General features: G+C 68.7%; 22 protein-coding genes. 18 read left to right on the top strand and 4 right to left on the bottom strand.

The features are described from left to right. Positions 1-126 precede the first annotated feature (126 nt). A complete protein-coding gene (gene groL, locus JL108_RS02630; protein ID WP_205196790.1) occupies positions 127-1,758 on the top strand; it encodes a chaperonin GroEL in 1,632 nt (543 codons plus the stop codon). Between the two features lie 222 nt (positions 1,759-1,980). On the opposite strand, the gene JL108_RS02625 is transcribed toward groL, so the two are convergent. Further along, a complete protein-coding gene (locus JL108_RS02625; protein ID WP_205196788.1) occupies positions 1,981-3,117 on the bottom strand; it encodes an ROK family transcriptional regulator in 1,137 nt (378 codons plus the stop codon). A 187-nt stretch (positions 3,118-3,304) separates the two neighbouring features. Here JL108_RS02625 and JL108_RS02620 point away from each other — a divergent pair, with 187 nt between their 5' ends. The 5 genes from JL108_RS02620 (at position 3,305) to JL108_RS02600 (ending at position 7,823) form a co-directional block, all read left to right on the top strand. After that, positions 3,305-4,360 carry a sugar ABC transporter substrate-binding protein gene (locus tag JL108_RS02620; RefSeq protein ID WP_205196786.1) on the top strand — a complete coding sequence of 352 codons (1,056 nt, stop codon included), beginning with the start codon at positions 3,305-3,307 and terminating at the stop codon, positions 4,358-4,360. A 61-nt stretch (positions 4,361-4,421) separates the two neighbouring features. Next, a complete protein-coding gene (locus tag JL108_RS02615) occupies positions 4,422-5,201 on the top strand; it encodes an ATP-binding cassette domain-containing protein (protein ID WP_205196784.1) in 780 nt (259 codons plus the stop codon). Continuing rightward, positions 5,198-6,451 carry a sugar ABC transporter permease gene (locus tag JL108_RS02610; protein WP_205196783.1) on the top strand — a complete coding sequence of 418 codons (1,254 nt, stop codon included), beginning with the start codon at positions 5,198-5,200 and terminating at the stop codon, positions 6,449-6,451. Before JL108_RS02615 ends, JL108_RS02610 begins: the two co-directional genes overlap by 4 nt. Positions 6,452-6,618: 167 nt before the next feature. Then, positions 6,619-7,182 carry a hypothetical protein gene (locus JL108_RS02605; RefSeq protein WP_205196781.1) on the top strand — a complete coding sequence of 188 codons (564 nt, stop codon included), beginning with the start codon at positions 6,619-6,621 and terminating at the stop codon, positions 7,180-7,182. Positions 7,183-7,190: 8 nt separating this feature from the next. Then, positions 7,191-7,823, top strand: coding sequence for a M23 family metallopeptidase (locus tag JL108_RS02600; RefSeq protein WP_205196779.1), 633 nt, complete (start codon positions 7,191-7,193; stop codon positions 7,821-7,823). Positions 7,824-7,838: 15 nt separating this feature from the next. On the opposite strand, the gene JL108_RS02595 is transcribed toward JL108_RS02600, so the two are convergent. Both JL108_RS02595 and JL108_RS02590 read right to left on the bottom strand, forming a co-directional pair. Further along, complete coding sequence (locus JL108_RS02595) at positions 7,839-8,714, bottom strand: diacylglycerol kinase family protein (RefSeq protein ID WP_205196777.1); 876 nt, start codon at positions 8,712-8,714, stop codon at positions 7,839-7,841. 1 nt (position 8,715) lies between these two features. After that, a complete protein-coding gene (locus JL108_RS02590) occupies positions 8,716-10,362 on the bottom strand; it encodes an FAD-binding oxidoreductase (RefSeq protein WP_205196776.1) in 1,647 nt (548 codons plus the stop codon). 15 nt (positions 10,363-10,377) lie between these two features. Between JL108_RS02590 and JL108_RS02585 the strand changes: the two genes are divergently transcribed. The 12 genes from JL108_RS02585 (at position 10,378) to JL108_RS02530 (ending at position 20,925) form a co-directional block, all read left to right on the top strand. Continuing rightward, positions 10,378-11,031, top strand: a complete 654-nt coding sequence (locus JL108_RS02585; RefSeq protein WP_205196774.1) for a TetR/AcrR family transcriptional regulator — start codon at positions 10,378-10,380, stop codon at positions 11,029-11,031. Further along, the gene (locus JL108_RS02580; RefSeq protein WP_205196772.1) at positions 11,028-12,542 is read left to right on the top strand and encodes a glycerol-3-phosphate dehydrogenase/oxidase; all 1,515 of its coding nucleotides are present in this window, start codon (positions 11,028-11,030) and stop codon (positions 12,540-12,542) included. Before JL108_RS02585 ends, JL108_RS02580 begins: the two co-directional genes overlap by 4 nt. Positions 12,543-12,554: 12 nt before the next feature. Then, complete coding sequence (locus tag JL108_RS02575) at positions 12,555-13,268, top strand: hypothetical protein (protein WP_205196771.1); 714 nt, start codon at positions 12,555-12,557, stop codon at positions 13,266-13,268. 205 nt (positions 13,269-13,473) lie between these two features. Continuing rightward, positions 13,474-14,385, top strand: a complete 912-nt coding sequence (locus tag JL108_RS02570) for a MetQ/NlpA family ABC transporter substrate-binding protein (RefSeq protein WP_205196769.1) — start codon at positions 13,474-13,476, stop codon at positions 14,383-14,385. Positions 14,386-14,394: 9 nt separating this feature from the next. Then, a complete protein-coding gene (locus JL108_RS02565; RefSeq protein ID WP_205196767.1) occupies positions 14,395-15,417 on the top strand; it encodes a methionine ABC transporter ATP-binding protein in 1,023 nt (340 codons plus the stop codon). After that, a complete protein-coding gene (locus tag JL108_RS02560) occupies positions 15,418-16,077 on the top strand; it encodes a methionine ABC transporter permease (RefSeq protein ID WP_205196765.1) in 660 nt (219 codons plus the stop codon). A gap of 40 nt (positions 16,078-16,117) precedes the next feature. Continuing rightward, positions 16,118-16,495: a hypothetical protein gene (locus JL108_RS02555; RefSeq protein WP_143911204.1), complete on the top strand. Its 378-nt coding sequence runs from the start codon at positions 16,118-16,120 to the stop codon at positions 16,493-16,495. A gap of 66 nt (positions 16,496-16,561) precedes the next feature. Next, a complete protein-coding gene (locus tag JL108_RS02550; protein ID WP_205196763.1) occupies positions 16,562-18,154 on the top strand; it encodes an AMP-binding protein in 1,593 nt (530 codons plus the stop codon). Positions 18,155-18,207: 53 nt separating this feature from the next. Beyond that, the gene (locus JL108_RS02545; protein WP_307837161.1) at positions 18,208-18,660 is read left to right on the top strand and encodes a type II toxin-antitoxin system PemK/MazF family toxin; all 453 of its coding nucleotides are present in this window, start codon (positions 18,208-18,210) and stop codon (positions 18,658-18,660) included. 45 nt (positions 18,661-18,705) lie between these two features. Next, positions 18,706-19,716 carry a YihY/virulence factor BrkB family protein gene (locus JL108_RS02540; protein ID WP_205196761.1) on the top strand — a complete coding sequence of 337 codons (1,011 nt, stop codon included), beginning with the start codon at positions 18,706-18,708 and terminating at the stop codon, positions 19,714-19,716. 42 nt (positions 19,717-19,758) lie between these two features. Then, positions 19,759-20,151: a cold-shock protein gene (locus tag JL108_RS02535; protein ID WP_143911208.1), complete on the top strand. Its 393-nt coding sequence runs from the start codon at positions 19,759-19,761 to the stop codon at positions 20,149-20,151. 42 nt (positions 20,152-20,193) lie between these two features. Further along, complete coding sequence (locus JL108_RS02530; protein ID WP_205196759.1) at positions 20,194-20,925, top strand: DUF3027 domain-containing protein; 732 nt, start codon at positions 20,194-20,196, stop codon at positions 20,923-20,925. A 135-nt stretch (positions 20,926-21,060) separates the two neighbouring features. Here JL108_RS02530 and JL108_RS20390 read toward each other — a convergent pair whose 3' ends face one another. Then, positions 21,061-21,423: a DUF2530 domain-containing protein gene (locus JL108_RS20390; protein ID WP_246065022.1), complete on the bottom strand. Its 363-nt coding sequence runs from the start codon at positions 21,421-21,423 to the stop codon at positions 21,061-21,063. Positions 21,424-21,448 lie beyond the last annotated feature (25 nt).

Raw genomic sequence — 21,448 nt, 5'->3', positions numbered from 1 at the left:
TGCTAGTTATGGATCGGTCCGATGAGGCCGGTTGTGGCGTCGAGAAGGGTTCGGCGTCGACGCCGGTCGTCCGTCGCGGGCATCGCCCGGTCTGCCCTATCAACCTGTGTGGGAGATACGCACACCATGGCCAAGTCCATTGCATTCAACGAGGAAGCGCGCCGCGGCCTCGAGCGGGGCATGAACCAGCTCGCCGACGCCGTCAAGGTGACGCTTGGCCCCAAGGGCCGCAACGTCGTGCTGGAGAAGAAGTGGGGCGCCCCCACGATCACCAACGACGGTGTGTCCATCGCCAAGGAGATCGAGCTCGAGGACGCGTACGAGAAGATCGGCGCCGAGCTCGTCAAGGAAGTTGCCAAGAAGACCGACGATGTCGCCGGTGACGGCACCACGACGGCCACCGTGCTTGCCCAGGCGCTCGTGCGCGAGGGTCTGCGCAATGTGGCCGCCGGTGCCAACCCGATGAGCCTCAAGAAGGGCATCGAGACCGCCGTCGAGGCCATCATCGAGCAGTTGCACGAGATGGCCAAGGACATCGAGACGACCGAGCAGATCGCCTCGACCGCCTCGATCTCCGCCGCTGATTCCACTGTCGGCACGATCATCGCCGAGGCGATGGACAAGGTCGGCAAGGAAGGCGTCATCACCGTCGAGGAGAGCAACACCTTCGGCCTCGAGCTCGAGCTCACCGAGGGCATGCGCTTCGACAAGGGTCACCTGTCGGGCTACTTCGTCACCGATCCTGAGCGTCAGGAGACGGTGCTGGAGGATCCCTACATCCTCATCGTCAACAGCAAGATCAGCTCCGTGAAGGACATGGTTCCGGTCCTGGAGAAGGTCATGCAGTCGGGCAAGCCGCTCGCCATCATCGCCGAGGACGTCGAGGGCGAGGCCCTGGCCACCCTCGTGGTCAACAAGATGCGCGGCACGTTCAAGTCGGTCGCCATCAAGGCCCCCGGCTTCGGCGACCGCCGCAAGGCCATGCTCGCCGATATCGCCATCCTCACCGGTGGCGAGGTCATCAGCGAGGAGGTCGGCCTCAAGCTGGAGAACGCCGACCTGAGCCTGCTCGGCACCGCTCGCAAGATCGTCACCACCAAGGACGAGACCACCATCGTCGAGGGTGGCGGCGACCAGGAGCAGATCAACGGCCGGGTGGCCCAGATCAAGGCCGAGATCGAGAACAGCGACTCGGACTACGACCGTGAGAAGCTCCAGGAGCGTCTCGCCAAGCTGGCCGGCGGCGTGGCCGTCATCAAGGTCGGCGCGGCCACCGAGGTCGAGCTCAAGGAGCGCAAGCACCGCATCGAGGACGCCGTTCGCAATGCGAAGGCGGCCGTCGAGGAAGGCATCGTCGCCGGTGGCGGCGTGGCGCTCGTCCAGGCCACGGCCGCAGCATTCGAGAAGCTGTCGCTCGAGGGCGACGAGTCGACCGGTGCCGCGATCGTGCGCTCGGCCGCCTCGGCTCCGCTGAAGCAGATCGCGATCAACGCCGGCCTCGAAGGTGGCGTCGTGGCGGAGAAGGTGGCGGGCCTGTCGGCCGGTCACGGTCTCAACGCGGCCACCGGCGAGTACGTCGACATGATCACCGAGGGCATCCTCGACCCGGCCAAGGTCACGCGCTCGGCGCTGCAGAACGCGGCCAGCATCGCGGCCCTGTTCCTCACCACCGAGGCCGTCGTCGCCGACAAGCCGGAGCCCGTTCCGGCCGGCGGTGGCGCCCCGGACATGGGTGACATGGGCGGCATGGGCTTCTGACGAAGTCCCGTTCCACCACGAAGGCCCCCGGCATCGCCGGGGGCCTTCGTCGTTCTCCACACCGCCACCAGGTGGTAGCGGTAGCTGGTCAACGTGACGCATCCGGTGGCGGTAGTCCAGCAACGTCATCGAGGCCGGATAGCGTTGCTGAGATACCGCCACCGGGGAGATAGCGTTGCTGAGATACCGCCACCGGGGAGGCGAGCGGGCTCCGGGGCGCGGTCAGACGTCGAGGGCGTCGAGCGCGGCGAGGACCGCTCCAGCCGCACACGACTGGTCGCCGAGCGTGGCGCGGGCGACGTGCGTGCGCTGAGCGATGGGTTCGAGCGCGTGTCGCCGCAGGCCGTCGCGCAACCCATCGAGGAGCAGCTCACCCGCCTCGGCCAGGTCGCCGCCGACGACGATCAGCTCCGGGCCGACGATCTGCGCGAGCGTCGCGGCGGCCCGGCCGAGGTGACGGCCGGCGTCCTCGATGAGGCGGCGCGCGCCGAGGTCGCCGTCGAGAGCTCGTGACACGAACTCGTGGACGGTGAGATCGGTCGCGAAGGTGCTGAACTGCTCGACCAGCGAGGCGCCCCCGGCGTAGGCCTCGAGGCAGCCGCGGCTGCCGCACCGGCACAGCGGTCCGTCCTCGTCCATCGTCAGGTGGCCGAGCTCTCCGGCGGTGCCGAGGCCGCCGTGGAAGACCTGGCCGTCGAGTACGAGACCGGCGCCGATGCCCGAGGACACCTTGAGGTAGGCCATCGTCCGCACCTCGCCCCCCGCGCCGTGCGTGAACTCCGCGAGGGCACCGAGATTGGCATCGTTGTCGACGCGCACCGGCACGCCGAAGCGCTCCTCCACCGCGGCAGCGGCATGGACTCCTACCCAGCCCGGGAGGATCGAGCCGGAGTTGATGATGCCGTCATCGCTGATCGGTGCGGGCAGGCCGACGCCCAGCGCGTGCAGCGTCAACGACGGGTCGTGGGCGTCGAGCAGCTGGTCGAGGAGCTCGTGGGCGACTTTGAGGGCATCGCGGTAGTCGTGGTCATCGGCGAAGGCCTGGGTCTCGGAGCACAGGATGGTGCCGCCGAGATCGGCGAGGCACACCCGCACATGCTCGTGGCCGAAGTCGATACCCCCGACGAGCCCGGCGGATCGGTCGATGCGGACGACCGCGCCGCGCCGGCCGGCGCCAGCCACGACATCGACGAGTCCCGTGCGTTCGAGCTCGCGCACGAGGGTGGACACGGTCGCCGGTGCCAGCGAGGTCCGCCGGGCGATCTCCGCCTGACTGACCTCGCCCCCGCGTCGCACCGTGTCGAACACGAGACGACGGTTTCGTGCGCGCAGGGCGGCGGTGGTGTGGCGGCCGGTCATGCCGCTACTGTGACGGCCCGACTCAATGACGTCAAGTAGTGAACACAAAAACGAGAATTAGGCGTCTCAGATGATATTTATCTTCAACTCTTGACGACAAACGGTGAAGCGGAGCACACTGGCGTGCGTCGGATGTGATCTGGATCGCACTCGACATCCCCATCAGTGCTCATTCGTGGAGGATCCCGTGAACCGCTATCGCCGCACCGCCGTGTACGGCCTCGTCGCCATCGTCTCGGTGGCCGGCCTGGCCGCCTGTGGCGCCAACAGCTCCGACGACTCCGGCGATGGTGGCAAGACCATCGCCCTGCTGCTGCCGGAGACCAAGACCACTCGCTACGAGTCCTTCGACAAGCCGCTCTTCGAGGCCAAGGTCAAGGAGCTCTGCAGCGACTGCAAGGTCAACTACCTCAACGCCGATCAGGATGCATCCAAGCAACAGCAGCAGGCCGAGTCGGCGATCACCGACGGCGCCTCCGTGCTCGTCCTCGATCCGGTCGACGGCAAGGCCGCCACCGGCATCGTGAAGTCCGCTCAGTCCTCAGACGTGCCGGTCGTCGCCTACGATCGCTTCATCGAGGGTGCCGACTACTACATCTCCTTCGACAACGAACGAGTCGGCGAGATGCAGGGCGAGGCGCTCGTCAAGGCCACCGGCGACACCGGTGACATCCTCATGCTCAACGGCTCCCCGACCGATCCCAACGCGGCCCAGTTCAAGAAGGGTGCACACAGCGTCATCGACAAGAGCGGTCTCAACGTGCTCGCCGAGTACGACAATCCCGACTGGAGCCCGGACAACGCGCAGAAGTTCACCAGCAGCCAGCTGAACAACATCGACCCCTCGCAGCTGGCGGGTGTCTATGCGGCCAATGACGGCCAGGCCGGCGGTGTCTTCGCGGCGCTCAAGGCCGCGGGCGTGACGGACTTCCCGCCGATCACCGGACAGGACGCCGAGCTCGCCGCGATCCAGCGGATCCTCGCCGGACAGCAGTACATGACCGTCTACAAGCCGATCAAGACCGAGGCCGATCAAGCGGCGCAGCTGGCCGTCGACCTCGTCAATGGTGACAAGCCCTCCGACACGACGGACTTCGAGGGCGTGCCCTCCTACATCCTCGAGCCGATCTCGGTGACGAAGGACAACGTCAAGGACACCGTCGTCAAGGACAAGTTCTACTCCGTCGACGACATCTGCACGACCGAGTACGCCGACGCGTGCCAGTCCGCCGGACTCCAGTGATCCGTGGGCGGGAGCTGCTCGGCTCCCGCCCACCCACCGCGACGATCGAGGAGGACACTCGATGACGACCACGACAGCTCCCGTGCTCGCGCTGTCGGGCATCGGCAAACGGTTCGGTGCCGTCCAAGCGCTCTCGGGGGTCGACCTGGAGGTGCGACCGGGAGAGGTGGTCGCCCTCGTGGGCGACAACGGCGCCGGCAAGTCGACGCTCGTCAAGATCATGTCGGGCGTCTATCAACCCGACGAGGGCGAGATCGTCTTCGTCGGCCGCACGGTGACGGTCAACGGACCGAAGCAGGCCAAGGACCTGGGGATCGCCACGGTCTTCCAGGATCTGGCGCTCGCCGACAACCTCGATGTGGTCGCCAACCTGTTCCTGGGACAGGAGAAGACGAGCGGCGGCGTGCTGGACGAGGTCGAGATGGAGGCGAGCAGTTGGCGCCTGTTGCGTCAACTGAGCGCCAAGATCCCGTCGGTGCGCATCCCGATCGCCTCACTCTCGGGCGGTCAGCGGCAGACCGTCGCGATCGCGCGCAGCCTCGTCGGCGAGCCCAAGGTCATCATGCTCGACGAGCCGACGGCCGCTCTCGGCGTCGCGCAGACCGCCGAGGTGCTGAACCTCGTGGAGCGACTGCGTGAGAACGGACTCGGGGTGATCCTCATCAGCCACAACATGGCGGACGTGCAGGCCGTCGCCGACCGCATCTACGTCCTGCGGCTGGGGCGCAATGCCGCCGAGTTCGCGATCGACGCGGTGACCACGGAGGAGCTCGTCGCCTCGATCACCGGGGCCTCGGACAATGTCGTCTCGCAGCGTGCCGCGAAGGAGCACCAGCTATGACCGCGCCGACCACCACCCCTCCCGCCGGCCTGGCCGACCGTTCCGATGAACGACTCGTCGAGGACTCGTCGCCGCGCGCGCTCCTGGGCGGCTTCATCCGGCGGATGCGCTCGGGCGATCTCGGCATGGTGCCGGTGATCGTCGGACTCGTCGCGATCTGGGCCGTGTTCTACGCGCAGAATCCGCGTTTCCTGTCGTCGCGCAATCTGGTCGAGCTGAGCCTGGACTCGGCCACCATCGGCATGATCTCGGTGGGCATCGTGCTCGTCCTGCTGCTCGGCGAGATCGACCTCTCGGTGGGGTCGGTGAGCGGTGTCGGCGGGTCGGTGCTGGCCGTGTTGCTGGTGTACCAGGGGTGGCCGCTGCTGACCGCCGTGCTGGCGGCGCTCGCCTGCGGCATAGCGATCGGCGTGCTCTACGGGTTGCTCTACACGCGCTTCGGTGTGCCGAGCTTCGTGATCTCGCTGGCGGGCCTGCTGGCGTTCCTCGGAGTCCAGCTGTGGGTGCTCGGCTCGAATGGCACGGTCAATCTGCCGGGTGACTCGTGGATCATCGACTTCGCGAACTTCTGGTTCCTGCCCGCCTGGGCCTCCTATGTGCTCGCCGTCGTCGCGGGGGCCGTATACCTACTCGTCCGGATGGCGACGATCCGGCGGCGGCGGGCGGCCGAGCTGTCGGCTCCGTCGATGGTGTCGGTGACGGTGCGAGCGGCGTTGATCGTCATCGCGCTGGCAGGTCTCGCGTACTACCTCAACATCGATCGCGGGATCGGCTACCTGCCGTTGCTGTGGGTGGGAATCATCGTGTTCATGGACCAGGTGCTGCGGCGCAGCACCTGGGGACGCCATGTGTACGCGGTGGGCGGCAATGAGGAGGCGGCCCGGCGCGCGGGCATCGGCGTGGGCAAGGTCTACGTGAGCGTCTTCGCGCTCTGCTCCTTCTTCGCGGCCTTCGGCGGGGTACTGGCGGCTGGGCGGTTGCAGTCGGTCGCCCAGTCCAGCGGCGGCACCGACACCAATCTGATGGCGATCGCGGCCGCGGTGATCGGGGGAGTGAGCCTGTTCGGCGGCCGCGGCTCGATGTTCGCGGCGCTGCTCGGCATGTTGGTGCTGCAGTCGATCACCAGCGGGCTCAACCTCGTCGGGGTCGCGGCGGAGATCCGCTACATCGTCACCGGCGCGGTGCTGCTGCTCGCCGTCACGATCGACTCGCTGTCCCGGCGCGCCCGCAAGAGCAGCGGAAGGTTCTAGGCCCGGCTCAGCTGGTGGCGGTGCGTCATCAACCTTTCCCTCGAGGTGGAGGTAGCTGGTCAACGTCATCGTGGCTCGATGACGTTGACCAGCTACCGCTGGATCGGCTGGGCTGGGTCGCACTGCGTCAGACTGCGCCCGGAGCGCGTGAACCTTAGGCTGGCGAAATGGCAGCACGTCGTCCGCCTCGCTGGGTGTCCTGGTTCGTGTTGGTCTTCTGGGTGTGGTTGGGTTTCGCTGGCATCCTTTCGGCGGTCTTAGGCGACCGGCTGCTCGATATCTCGCTGGGTCTCCTGGTCGCCGTGGTGGCACCGATCGGCGTCTGGGAGAGGTGGCAGTTCTTGCGGGGCCGGTCAGCTCGTGGGCCGCAGATCTCGATGATGCTCGCGCTGCTCGGACAGGCGACGACTCAGGTGACGCTCGCCGATGACACATTCCGGTGGTGGCTCCTCGGGGGGATGTTCGTGCTGGTGGTGTTCTCCCTCTTCTCGGAGATCCGCCGCCAAAAGGGCCGGCCCATCGCCTTCGATCGATGGATCGACGCGCGCTTCACTCCACGTCAGCTGACCTACGCGACCTTCGGCATCACGGGCGTGGGTGTCATCGTGATCGGTATATGGGCCTATCTCGCCTATGGTGCCGCCATGTTGTCCGTGCCGGTCTTCGGATTGACGGTGGTGGGGATCGCCTTCTGGGTCGCGCTGCGTCAGCTGGCGCGCCAGGGCGACTAGCGGGTCGCGTGTCCGAGTCCGTCGATCTGGCCTACCCCTTCACCGGGCGTTGGCTCGTCCAGAACAGCCCGGCGAACCGGTTTCCCAGCCACGGCACCCATCTCTTCGCCACGGCCTATGCCATCGATTTCGTGCCGGTGACGGACGCCGACCGAACCGCACCGATCACGTTCGGCTCCCTCGTGAGGCCGGAGCCCACCGACAGGTTTCCCGGGTTTGGGCGACCGATCTTGGCGCCCATCGACGGCATCGTGGTGGCCATGCACGACAGCGAGCCTGACCACCCGGCCTATCGCGGACTGCCGTCGATCCGTTACGCCCTGACCCAGCGGCGGCGGGCGTCCGCGGGCTGGGCGGCACTCGCCGGGAATCATGTCTTGATCGAGGGTCGCGGCATCGTTGTCGCGCTGTGTCATCTGCAACAGGGCAGCAGCGAGGTGTCGGTCGGCCAACGGGTGCGGTCCGGCGATGTGCTCGGCCGCTGCGGAAACTCCGGCAACAGCACCGAACCCCATGTCCACGTCCAGGCTATCGACAGCCGCGATATCGATCGTGCGAAGGCCGTGCCTCTCACCTTCGACGGGGAGCTGCCGGCCAATGGTGAGATCGTCCATGTGAGCGTGCCCGACGAGCGAGGTTGAGAGACGACGGCCGGGTCAGGGGGTGAGGATGCGCAGGGCGCCGGGGCGGCAGCGCAGGGTCACCTCGCGGTCGGCGAGCTCGTCGCCATCGGCACCGAAGGGCACATCGCGCTCCGCCCGGATCAGCACCTCTCGGGCGGTCCGCACCGTGACCTCGGGCCGGTCGACGTGTGCGCCGTGCTTCGCCTCCTTCATGAACGATGCGAGGCGCAGCAGCGAGGCGCTGCCATCGACGGTCAGCAGATGGATCAGGCCGTCGTCCAGGGTCGCGCTCGGAACGATGTGCAGGCCGTGCCCATAGCGCCCTGAGTTGCCGGCGACCACCATCATCAGGTGCTCCGTGGTCGTCACGCCGTCGAGTGTCAGCTCGAAGGAGGCCGGCCGCCAGCGCAGGGCTGCCAGCACGGGCGCGAGCCGGTACAGCAGCAGCGCCGGCACGCGACGATGACGATTGATGATGCGGGTCGACAGGGCGTCGATGCCCGCGTACACATTGCCCGGCACGATCACGCCATCGGCATCGAGCACGTCGATCGCCCGGATGTGCCCGTCGAGCAGCACCCGCGCGAGCGCCACCGGCGCGTGGGGGAGTCCGAGGCCGAGCGCAAGATCATTGCCGCGTCCGGCCGGCACGATGCCGAGCACACCGTCGCCGGCCACCACCCCGCCGGCGACGTCACGGACCAGCCCGTCCCCGCCGACCGCCACCACGGTGCGTCCCTCCAGGGACAACTGCTCGGCACGCTCCCTGGCCTGATCGGCGCTGCGTGTCGGCTCCATCGCGACGTCGGCACCACCCGCCCGCAAGGCCGCGGCGACCGGCTCCCACCGTTCCACGCTGGTGCCAGCGGACCCCGAGATCGGGTTCAGCAATGCGGTGAAGGCGGTCATCTCAGTGTCCGGCTCGCGGCAACAGGATCCCCGGGTTCACGACACCCGAGGGGTCGAGGGTCTGCTTGATCGCCTGGAGCGCCTCGACCGCGAGCGTCCCGAGCTGCTCGGTGTAGACGCCCTGATGATCCACGCCGATCCCGTGGTGATGGCTCGGCGCCGCCCCGATACGCAGGAGCGTCTCGTTCACCGCGGTCTTGGCGACGGCCCACTGGGCCACCGGGTCCTCGGCCTGCGCCGCCGCCACCGTGAAGTAGAGCGAGGCCCCAGTCTCGTAGACGTGGGAGATGTGGCACATGGGGATGCAGGGCGTGCCCTGGTCGCCGAGCGCGGTGGTGAGTGCCGTGTTCACGGCATCGCGGACCTCGGTGAGGCGCGACCAGAAGGTCGCCGTCTCGAGGGTCTCGATCAGGACGCCGTTCTCCAACAGCGGATCGCGTAGATAGGGGGCATTGAAGCGACCCTCGCGCCACGCCTCACCCGGAGCGGTCCCGAGCTCTTCGCCGCCGAGATCGCGCAGGATCGTCGTGACGGCCTCTCGGCGTGCGGCGACATCGGCCGCCGTGCCCTCGAAGCCCACGATCGCCAGGCAGCCGCCGGGATTCTCCTCCAGTGACTCGTTCGGGTCGGCGAGATTGACCAGCGTCTCGATCTCATCGGAGAGCCGGAGCACCGTCGGGCGAGGCCCGTCCTGTGCGAGCCGCCGCAGCGCTGCGGCCCCGGCGGCGAAGTCCGCGAACCGCCAGCCCTCGAAGACTCGTGTCTCGGGCAGGGGCCGCACGCGCACCCGCACCCGCGTGATGACACCGAAGGCGCCTTCGGAGCCCAGGACGATCTGCCGCCAGTCCGGGCCCGCGGCGGACCGGGGAGCGTTGCCGATCTCGATGGTTCCGCGCGGTGTGACGAGGGTGAGCCCGACGACCATCTCGTCGAAGCGGCCGTAGCCCGCCGACGACTGGCCGGCCGACCGCGCCGCCGCGTAGCCGCCGATGGTGGCCCCGGCGTAGGACTGTGGGAAGTGCCCGATCGTGAAGCCGTGCTCGGCCGCGAGCTCCTCGGCCCGCGGGCCGCGCGTGCCGGCCTCGAAGGTGAGGATCCGGGACTCCGCGTCGACATCGAGGAGTCGATCGAGAGCCGCGAGATCGAGGGCGATCACGCCGGTAAAGCCGTCGCGCTCGGCGGTCAGCCCGCCCACCACGGACGTGCCGCCGCCGAAGGGGACGACGGCGACCCGCTGTTCGCCGCACCAGCGCAGTACCGACTCGACCCCGGCCTCGTCCGCGGGGCGCACGACGGCGTCGGGGGCATCGACGAGGGCATTGCCGCGCAGTCGTAGGAGATCCGGCGTCGACCAGCCGTTCGCATGTGCCGTGCGATCGTCGTGCTCGGTGCTCACCGACCCGTCCCCGACGGCTTCGCGGAGGGAGTCGAGCAACTCTGCGGTGAGACCGGTGTCCGGGGGGACCAGCTCGCCGAGAGGCGTCGGAGGCCGCTCGGACGTGGTGATGCCCACCAGGCCGAGGGCTCCGGTGATCCGCTCGCTCAGCGTGACGAAGTGTGAGGGATCGCCCCACCGATACGGGTGGAAGTCCACGACGGGGAGGTCGGTCTCGTCGACGGGACGAGGTCCGGGGGTGACGTCGGTCATGCTAGTATTAAACACATGACCGCAGATCGTTTCAACTCCTCGGAGTCGGCCCTGCACCTGGTGCGGTCCCGTCCCGCTGCTGAGACGGCCGCCTCGATCGACTCCCACCGCATCCTCGACGCCGCGCTCGAGTTGATCGTCGAGGAGGGTCTCCCGCGGACGACGATGACCGCCATCGCCCGACGGGCAGGGGTGGCCCGCGCGACCCTCTACCGGCGCTGGGAGAACGTCACGAGCATCGCGGCCGATGTGTCCACCCGTGAATGGAACCGGCTGACCGAGCGTGCCGCCGAGCGGTCGGTGGGCTCCACGCGTGAGCGGGTGGTGGCGACCGTCGTCGGCATCGTCGGCGAGATGCGCTCCCACCCGCTGTTGCGTGCCATCGTGGAGGAATCGCCGGAGTTCCTCACGCCCTACCAGGTACGCCGCCCCGGCCAGGTCTCCGCCTTCCACCTCGCGATCATCGAGGACGCACTGCGCCAGGGTGCCGCCGACGGATCGGTGCGGTCCGGCGACCCGGCGGTGCAGGCTCAGGCGGTGCTGCTGATGAGCTGGTCCTTCGTCATCACCGCGCCGGCCATCCTCGACGTCCCCGATGCGGTCGGCCCCGAGCTGGACGCGTTGGACGCCGAGCTCGCCCTCGCCCTCGACCGGTACCTCGCACCATGACCACGGCCCGATCCTCATCGCTCAACGCGGCCCGGCGTTCGCGCGAGCTGGACGAGATCGCCGGGGGAACGGTCGACCTCGTCGTCATCGGCGGCGGGGTGACCGGTGCGGGTGTGGCGCTCGACGCCGCCACGCGCGGGCTCTCGGTCGTGCTGCTCGAGGCCCACGACCTCGCCTTCGGCACCAGCCGCTGGAGCTCCAAGCTCGTGCACGGAGGCCTGCGTTATCTCGGCACCGGCGATGTCGATGTCGCCTATGAGAGCGCGATCGAACGACACCACCTGATGACCACGATCGCCCCGCATCTCATCCGGCCGCTGCCGAATGTCTTCCCCGAGCTTCCGTCGATGGACCGGAAGCACGCGGCCCTGGTGCGGGCCGGGCACTGGGGAGGCGATGCGTTGCGTCGAGCGGCCCGGACCTCCGCCTCGCTGCTGCCACGACCCGATCGCATCGACGCGGAGGCGGTCGAGCGCTACGCGCCCTGCGTGCGTCGTGAGGGGCTGCGCGGTGGGCTGCGCTTCTGGGACGGCCAACTCGTCGACGACGCGCGCCTCGTGGTCGCGATTGCCCGCACGGCCGCGTACTACGGCGCCCGTGTGCTGACCCGGTGCCGTGTCCTCTCGGCGTCGGGCGCGGGGGTACGGGTGCGCGACGAACTGAACGGATCGGAGTTCGATCTCTCGGCGCGGGCGGTCGTCAACGCCGCGGGGGTGTGGGCCGGCACCCTGGCCGACGACATCTCGCTGCGACCGAGCCGCGGCACCCACCTGGTGATGTCGCAGCGGACCTTCGGTGGACTCTCCGCCTCGCTCATGGTGCCGATCCCGGGATCGACGACGCGATTCGTCTTCGCGCTGCCGGCACCCCTCGGCCGGGTCTACGTGGGGTTGACCGACGAGGACGCTCCGGGCCCGATCCCGGATGTGCCCCGCGCGTCCGACGACGAGATCGACTTCCTGCTCGACACCATCGGCCTGGCGCTGGAGCGTCCCGTGACCCGCGACGACCTGCTCGGCACGTTCTCGGGGCTGCGTCCGCTGCTCGACGCGGGAGAAGCGAGCAGCGCCGACGTCTCCCGGCGCCATGTCGTCCAGCGGGGCTCCGACGGCGTGACCACGGTCGTCGGCGGCAAGCTGACCACCTACCGCCGGATGGCCGAGGACGCGGTCGACCTCGCGGCCCGCGATGCCGGGCTCTCGGCAGGTCCGTGCGTCACTCGCCGCGTCCCCCTCGTCGGTGCGGGGCCGGAGCGCGATCCGCGTGCCCCGGGTGAGCTCCTGCGTCGCTTCGGCAGCGAGGCCGGGGCCGTCCTCGACTCGTCACCCGGTCTCGACGAGCCGATCGCCGAGGGCCTCGACGTGAGCCGGGCCGAGCTGCGATTCGCGGTCCGTCACGAGGGAGCGTCGACCGTCGACGACCTGCTCGACCGGCGCACCCGGATCGGGCTGGTGGCGGTCGATCGTGCCCGTGCGGAGGACGCGGCGCGCGAGGCGCTCGACGAGAGCTGAGATGATGCCGCGGTGGACGACTCGCTGACCGCCGACCACCGCGACCGCCTCCGGGCGGCGGGCGTGGAGGCCTCCCGGGTGGACTCGCTCGTCGTGCGCCGGGTCGCCGACGGGCTGCCGCCGTGGTGGCACGATCTCGACAACGCGCTCTACCTCGCGCCTGGGGCCAGATTGCCCGAATCGGTGCTCAGCCAGCTCATGCTGATTCCGATGCGCCGCGCCCTGGTGGTGGTCGGCGGGCCGATGGACCATCTCGTCTCCCTGCTGCTCGGCGGGGACGACGCCACCGTCTTCCTCGACGAGCGCGTCGTCCTGACGGCGGGGGAGGTGTACTGCGGGGCGGGTTCGTCGATCGTGCTGCACGGACCGGTGCTCGCGACCCGCTGCGCGGTGATCGACGCGCGCAACGGCGGCAGCATCGTGGCCGCCGGCGACCAGCTGTGGGCCTCGAATGTCTACCTGGCGACGGATGACATGCACCGGCTGGCCGATCGTGCGACCGGCGAGCGGCTCAACCCCTTCGGAGCATCGATCCGTCTCGGCGAGCACGTGTGGCTGTGCCGCGACGCGGTGGTGAGTGGTCACGTCGAGATCGGCGAGGGCGCGTGCGTGGCGATGCGCGCGGTGGTGCGCAACCAGAAGGTGCCGGCGCACAGCGTCGTCGGCGGCGTCCCCGCGCGGGTGCTGCGCGATGACGTGCGCTGGGACTACGACGACGTGCCCTGAGCGAGCCTGCCGCGGGCGGTGCGGGATCCCGCACATGACCGCCTTGGGTGTGGGATAACTCACCGCCCGCGGCGTGGCCGTCTCGGATGGTGAGATCGGTGGGCCGACCCGGCGCGGCATTCGTACGGTCGATGTCTGGCGGCACCACGAGTGTGGCCATCTTCTCCACCCCCACCGGCCACGAGCCGTGCACGAAAGGACGTCCATGTCGGACCAGAACCTCATCGAAGCGCCCAAGAAGCGCACCGGACTCATCGTCGCGATCGTCGTGGTGGTCCTCGCTCTCATCGCGGCGGGTGTCTTCGCCCTGACCCGCGGCGGTGACGAGGACACGGTGCGGATCGGCGTCGTCGGCGCGAGCGACCCGTACTGGGAGACCTACAAGGAGGCCGCCGCCGACGAGGGCATCGACGTCGAGATCGTCGACTTCGCCGAGTACACGCAGCCCAACCCCGCTCTGGCGGCCGGCGACCTGGACCTCAACCAGTTCCAGCACATCGTCTACCTCGCCGACTACAACGTGAACAACAACGAGGACCTCGTCCCGATCGGCACCACGGCGATCTACCCCCTCGGCCTGTACTCGCTGGACTACGGCGATGTCGAGGAGATCCCCGACGGTGAGACCGTCGCGGTGCCCAATGACGCCACCAACCAGGCGCGTGCCCTGGTGCTCCTGCAGTCCGCCGGCCTCATCGAGCTGACCGACGGCGGCACCGCCTTCTCCGATCTCGCCGATGTCGACACCGCCGCCTCGCGGGTCGAGGTGACGGCGCTCAACGCCGAGATCACCGCAGCCTCGCTGCAGGACGTCGCCGCTGCCGTCATCAACAACGACTTCGTCGAGAACGCCGGCCTGAGCTTCGACGACGCGATCTACGAGGACAGCGCCGACGACCCGGACGCGCTCCCGTACGTCAACATCTTCGTCGCGCGCGCCGAGGACGAGGACAACGAGACCTATGCCAAGCTCGTCGAGATCTACCAGGACAGCCAGGATGTGCTCGACGGCGTCCAGGACGTCTCGGGTGGCACCGCGGAGTTCGTCAAGACGCCGATCGACGAGCTCAAGTCGACGCTGGCCGATGCCGAGCAGGACGTCCGCGACAACCAGTAAGGTCGCCACGTGGCCCTCATCGAGTTGCGGGATGTCGCCAAGGCGTACCCGCCCAGGCGCCGAGGAGGTGACCCCGTCCATGCGGTGGACGGGGTCACCCTCGACGTGGCCGAGGGAGAGATCCTCGGCATCGTCGGGTACTCCGGTGCCGGCAAGTCGACCCTCGCCCGGCTGATCAACGCGCTCGAGCCGGCCACGTCCGGCTCGGTGGTGGTCGCCGGACAGGACCTCACCACCCTCCGCGAGAGCGAGCTGCAGAAGGTCCGCCGCACGATCGGCATGATCTTCCAGCAGTTCAACCTGTTCCACTCGCGCACGGTGTGGGGCAATATCGCCTATCCGCTCAAGGTCGCGGGGATCTCGGCCACCGAACAGCAGGAGCGGATCTCCGAGCTGCTGCACTTCGTCGGCCTGGCCGACAAGGCGCACCAGTATCCCGAGCAGCTGTCCGGCGGCCAGAAGCAGCGTGTCGGCGTGGCCCGCGCGCTGGCCTCGTCCCCGCGCATCCTGCTGGCCGACGAGGCCACCAGCGCACTCGACCCGGAGACCACCCAGGGCGTCGTCGATCTGCTGCGCCGCGTCAATGCCGAGTTCGGCATCACGATCGTCGTCATCACGCACGAGATGGAGGTCGTCAAGAACCTCGCCGACCGGGTCGCGGTGATGGAGGACGGCAAGGTCGTCGAGTCCGGCACCACGTTCGACCTCTTCGCTCGCCCCGCGCACGAGGTCACCCGCCGCTTCGTCAACACGGTGGTCGACGACATGCCTCCGGCGAGTGTCGTGGAGGAACTGCGCAAGCGGCACCCCGGACGCCTCGTGACGCTCGGATTCCGCGAGGACTCGGCTTCCCAGTCGCAGGTCTTCGGGGCCTTCGGCGAGGCGGGCGTCGGTTTCGAGCTGATCTACGGCGGGATGGAAGAGGTGCAGGGCAAGACCTTCGGCAACCTCACCGTCGAGCTCACCGGGGGCCGCGTCGATGAGGCCGTTCGTGTCGTGTCCGGGCTCGTCGAGGTCAGGGAGGTGCGCTGAATGGATCGCGTGATCGAGCTGCGCGGGCTGATCGGCACCGCCACCATCGAGACGATCGTCCTCTCGGCGGTCGGTCTGACGATCGGCGGACTGCTGGGCCTCACGATCGGCACGGCGCTGTATGTGACTCGCAGGGGCGGCCTGATGGCCAACACCCCGGTCAACGTCGTCCTGAACGTGCTGGTCAACTTCTTCCGGCCCATCCCGTTCATCCTGCTCGCGATCGGCCTGCAGGGCCTCGTCCGCGAGGTCTTCGGCACCGGCATCGGCAACACGGCGGCGATGCCGATCGTGGTCTTCGCGGCGACCTTCGGCATCGCCCGCATCGTCGAACAGAACCTCGTCTCGGTGTCCCCGGGCGTGTTGGAGGCGGCCCGTTCGATGGGGGCGAGTCGGTTGCGGGTGATCTTCACGGTCCTGCTGCCCGAGGCCTTCGGGCCGCTGATTCTCGGCTTCACCTTCGCCTTCATCGCGATCGTCGACATGATCGCGGTCGTCGGCGTGATCGGCGCGGGCGGCCTCGGCAACTTCGCCCTGCAGTACGGCTACCGGCAGTTCAACCCCTGGGTGACCTGGACGGCCATCCTCATCGTCATCGTGATCGTGCAGATCGGGCAGTTCGCGGGCAATGCCGCCGCCCGCAAGGTGCTGCGTCGCTGAGTGTCCCGGCGGGCCCGGTTGACGTGGTTCAATGGCGCACGTGAACGAGCCGATCCCCGCCCAACCGGACATGCCGCAGATCTCCATCGGCGATATCGGTGTGTCGCCACAGAGCGTCTTCCTGCCCACCGGCGCCTTCCCGATCGCGGGCACCACGTGGCAGATCGCCGACTACTCACGCAGCGAGGAGAGAATCCCGGCGTGGGCGATCGTCTGCGCAATCGTCTTCTTCCTGTTCTGCCTGCTGGGGCTGTTGTTCCTCCTCGTCAAGGAACGCACGACGACCGGCTATGTCCAGGTCACGGTCTCGGGGCCCGGGTTCGCGCACACCGCCACGATCCCGGCCGGCTCGCCGCAGACCGCGCCGATGGTGACCCAGCAGGTCAACTGGGCGAGAGGGCTGGCCGCGCGGACCTGATCGGCGCCATGACGCGGAGTGACGACACCCTCTACCCGGGGGTAACTTGTTGTTACACTCCCAGGCATGAACGATCTGGCCTACACGGCGAAGGTGGCTCACCGCATCGGCCTGCTCGGATTGGGTAATCCGCTGCGGCTCGCGAGGGCCGGCATGCATCTGGTCAAGTGGGGACCGGCACTGCCGTCCGGCCTGAACGCGGCCGCCGCCCGGTTTCCCGAGCAGACCGCGATCATCGACGACGCGGGGGAGATCACGTACCGCGACCTCGTCGCCGAGGTCAACCGCGTGACCGCTGCGCTCAAGGAGCGTGGCCTCCAGCCGGGCGATTCCATCGCGATCCTGTCGCGCAACCACCGGTGGATGGTCATCGCACTCGTGGCGATCATGCAGCTCGGTGGGCGCATCCTGTTGCTGAACACGATGGCCAGCCGCTCCCAGCTCACCGACCTCGCCGAGCGCGAGGGGGCCGAGCTGATGATCGTCGACCAGGAGTTCCTCGAGGTCCTCGCCGACGTGCCGCGCGAGAAGATCGTCCTCGGCTGGGCCGATGCCGACGCCCCCGAGGATCTCACCACGCTGAGCGACCTCGCCGACGGCCAGCCGGCCGACGGTCACCGCAAGCCCGCCAAACACGGCCAGATCGTCATCTTCACCTCCGGCACCACGGGCCTGCCCAAGGGCGCCCGGCGCGAGGAGCCCAAGGACCTCAAACCGCTGCTCGCCTTCTTCGGCTCCATCCCGTACCGGGGCAACTCGACCGTCGTCGTCGCGGCGCCGCTGTTCCACTCGTGGGGACTGTTGAACTTCAGCTTCGGGCTGACCACCGCGCCCACCTACGTCCTGCGGCGCAAGTTCGTGCCTGAACTGGTCATCGAGGACATCGGCCGTTACCGCGCGAAGGTGCTCGTCGTGGTCCCGCTCATGATGCAGCGGATGGTCGACGCCGACCCGGACGTCATCGCGCGCACCGACGTGTCCAGCCTCGAGATCACCGCCACCAGCGGCAGCGCGCTCGCCGGAGACCTCGCCCTGCACTTCATGGATACCTTCACCGACTCGATCTACAACTTCTACGGCGCCACCGAGACCGGCTGGGTCACCATCGCCTCGCCGCAGGATCTGCGCACCGCCCCGGGAACCGCCGGCAGCATCCCGTGGCGCACCACCGTCAAGATCCTCGACTCCGACGGCCGCGAGGTGCCACAAGGGGAGACCGGGGTCATCCACGTCGGCAACGACATGCCCTTCGGCGGCTATACCGACGGCAACACCAAGACCTTCGCCGACGGGCTCATGAACACCGGCGACCTCGGCTACTTCGACGAGAACGAGCTGCTCTTCGTCGCCGGACGCGATGACGACATGATCATCTCCGGTGGCGAGAACGTCTTCCCCCGCGAGCTCGAGGACGCCCTCATCGAGCACGAGGCCGTGCGCGATGTCGTCGTCACCGGCGTCGACGACGAGAAGTGGGGTCAGCGGCTCGCCGCCTTCGTCGTTCTGCACGACGGCTCAGAGGCCTCCGAGCCGGACCTGGTCGAGTACGCGCGGGCGCAGGTTGCCAAGTTCGCTGTGCCCAAGAGCGTGGTCTTCCTCGACGAGCTGCCTCGCAACCCCACGGGCAAGGTCATGAAGCGCGAGCTGCCGAGGATCTAGCGTCACGGGTGAGCCTGCGTGCACGCGCCCGGGCGTGTCGATACGGTGTCTGCGTGGTGATCCGAGCGCTCGTCGACACGTTGCTCGCACGCCGGCAACGCCGCACGCGCGCCGCCGGTGGGCTCCGTGTCGAGTACGCGCCGCGCCGCGACGGCCGCCCGGACCCGGGCGAGATCGTCTGGACCTGGGTGCCCTATGAGGACGATCCCGCCCAGGGCAAGGACCGTCCCGTGCTCATCATCGGCCGCGACGGGGCCGACCGGCTCTACGGCCTCCAGCTCACCTCCAAGGACCACGACCGCGATGCGGCCCAGGAGGCCCGCGCGGGACGACTCTGGGTCGACATCGGAGCCGGCGACTGGGACCGGGAGCGCCGCCCCAGCGAGGTTCGGATCAATCGGCTCCTCGAGATCGATCCTCGTTCGGTCCGGCGCGAGGGCGCCGTCCTCGACCGGGCACGCTTCGACACCGTGATCGCCGCCGCGCGACCTTATCTGCGGACATGAGCGAGCGAGCATGAGCGAGCGCCAGCGAGTGAACGGACGAGGCGTATGAGCGTCATCGACACCGTCGACCGGTTTCAACGCCGGCATCGCGTCCTCGGCTTCCCTCTGGCCGTGATCTACAAGTTCTTCGACGACCAGGGGCCGTATCTCGCGGCGATCATCACCTACTACGCCTTCATCGCCATCTTCCCGGTGCTGCTCATCGCCACCTCGGTCCTCGGATTCTTCCTGCAGAACGACCCGGATCTGCAGCAGCAGCTACTCGACACCGTGCTGGCGCAGTTCCCCATCGTCGGTGACCAGCTCGGCCGCCCGGACGGCTTCTCGGGGAGCACCTCGGCGATCGTGGTGGGTGTGCTCGCGGCCACCTACGGCGTCATGGGTCTCGGCCTGTCGGTGCAGAATGCCGGCAATGTCGCCTGGGCCGTGCCGCGCAACTCGCGCCCCAATCCGATCCTCCTGCGCCTGCGCTCCCTCATCATCATGGCGATTGCCGGCTTCGGGATCCTGATGGTCGCGATCGGGACGTCTCTTCTGCAGGATCCCTCCGCCATCGGGCTGAGCTCCGTCCCGGACTTGGGGATCCTCATCCGCTTGATCGGCTTCATCATGACCGGGGCGATGTTCATCGCGCTGTTCCTGCTCATCAGCCTCGGCCGCGCGACCTTCGGGTCCGTGTTGCCCGGGGCCGTCTTCTGCGCGCTGTCCTGGCAGGGGCTCCAATACGGCGGCGACGTCTACGTCCGGCACATCATCGTCCGGGCGAGTGCGATGAACCAGACTTTCGCGCTCGTGCTGGGGCTCATCGCCTTCCTGTTCATCGCCGCGCTGATCGTCATCATCGGGCTGGAGGTCAACGTCGTCCTGCGCCGGCGGCTCTATCCGCGCGCCCTGCTGACGCCGTTCACGGACAATGTCCGGCTCGGGCCGGGCGACATCCGCGCCTATACGAGCTATGCGCGGATGCAGCGGCACAAGGGCTTCGAGACCATCAACGTGGAGTTCACGCCGGAGGAGGAGCCCGCGCGGGGCTCGGAGGGGGAGTCCTCCCACTAGACTGGAGACTCCTGGCCCGACACGAACGAAGGACGAGAAGGTATGCCGACCGGCAAGGTGAAGTGGTACGACGCCGACAAGGGATTCGGCTTCCTCAGCCGTGACGGCGGCGAGGACGTCTACGTACGTGCCGACGCGCTTCCCGAGGGCGTGGAGTCGCTCAAGTCCGGCACGCGCGTCGAGTTCGGCATCGTCCAGGGCCGTCGCGGCGATCAGGCCCTCCAGGTGCGGCTGCTGGACCCGGTGACCTCGGTACGCCGCTCGCAGGCGCAGGCCCGGCGCAAGCCGCCGGAGGACATGGTCGTCATCGTCGAGGACCTCATCGGTCTGCTCGACAGCCTGGGCGAGGGATACCGGCACAATCGCCACCCCGAGGGCAAGCAGGCCAAGGTCACCGCGCAGCTGCTGCGACGCCTCGCCGACGAACTCGACTGACCCGCCCTGGAGTCTGAGCCCTCCATCAGGAAGAATTGAACGGTGAGTATCTCGACGAGCGATATCGCGCGCACCGCCCTGGACGAGTCGGTCGACGACGGCTCGGTGGGGGACCATCTCGGCGCGACCGACGAGGCGACCGGACTGCTCACGGAGCGCTTCGCGTGCACCCTCCCGGGCTACATCGGATGGTACTGGGCCGTCAGCCTCTCGACGGTGCCGGACTCGTCCCCGACGGTCAACGACATCGTGCTGCTGCCCGGTGACGACGCGATCGTGGCCCCGGCCTGGACCCCTTACCGCGACCGGATCCAGCCCGGTGACCTGAGCCCCGGCGATGTCCTGCCCCCGGAGGAGGACGACATCCGTCTCGCCCCGGCCTGGTTCGTCGGCGATGGCGACGGCGAGGGCGTGGTCGATCGACACTTCGCCCGCGAGATCGGGCTGGGTCGCGAGTGGGTGCTGTCGTTGGAGGGCCGCGAGGAAGCCGCCGACCGTTGGTACGGCGGCGAGCACGGTCCGGACACCCCCATGGCCGAGCAGGCACCGGGTCGTTGTGGCAGCTGCGGCTTCCTCATCAGCCTGAGTGGCGACCTGTCCGATCGCTTCGGTGTCTGCGGCAATGGCACGGCCAATGCCGACGGGCGCGTCGTGGCGTTGACGCACGGCTGCGGTGCCCACTCCGGATCGCGACCCAAGCGATCGGCGTCCGCGACCGCGCTGCCCGACCCGGTCGTCGACACCATCAAGGTCGATGAGCTCGAAGGCTTCTGAGCCACGCCCCGGTGAGTGACGCACCTCTGCACGATTCGGGCGGTGGGCTACGCACCTCTCAGCTCGCCCGAGACGTGCGTAAGTCACCGCCCCTCGGTCGACCCGATGGCGACCCCGGGCACGTCTCCGCGGCGGTCACTTGCGGCGACGGCCTCCGGCAGGCGGACGCTGACGAGCCGCGGCGAGCGCGTTGCGCCGGCGGCGGCAGTACTCGATGCCGATCAGTCCGAGTCCGAACCCGGCGAGCGCCGCCCAGAGCCACCACTGCGTGCCGTTCTCGCGCAGCGTGCCCCAGAACGGGATGAGGGCGACCGCCGCCACGGCCCACAGGATCGTGCCCACGGTCATCGTCCGGACACCGTCGACGTCCATCGGCTGCACCTCGGCCACCCGGTGCGTCGTCTTGCCGATCTCGATCTCGGTGATGTCCGGGTGCCCCAGGTTGTGGCGACGGGCGGCACGATCCGTGTCCGGCGCTGGATCACTCTCAGGGCTCACACCCCCACCCTACCCAGCGGTGGGG

It is taken from the genome of Aeromicrobium sp. YIM 150415 (assembly GCF_016918125.1).
Classification (GTDB): domain Bacteria; phylum Actinomycetota; class Actinomycetes; order Propionibacteriales; family Nocardioidaceae; genus Aeromicrobium; species Aeromicrobium piscarium.
Note: the sequence above shows the minus strand (reverse complement) of the source record. Positions and strands in the feature narration are given on the sequence as shown.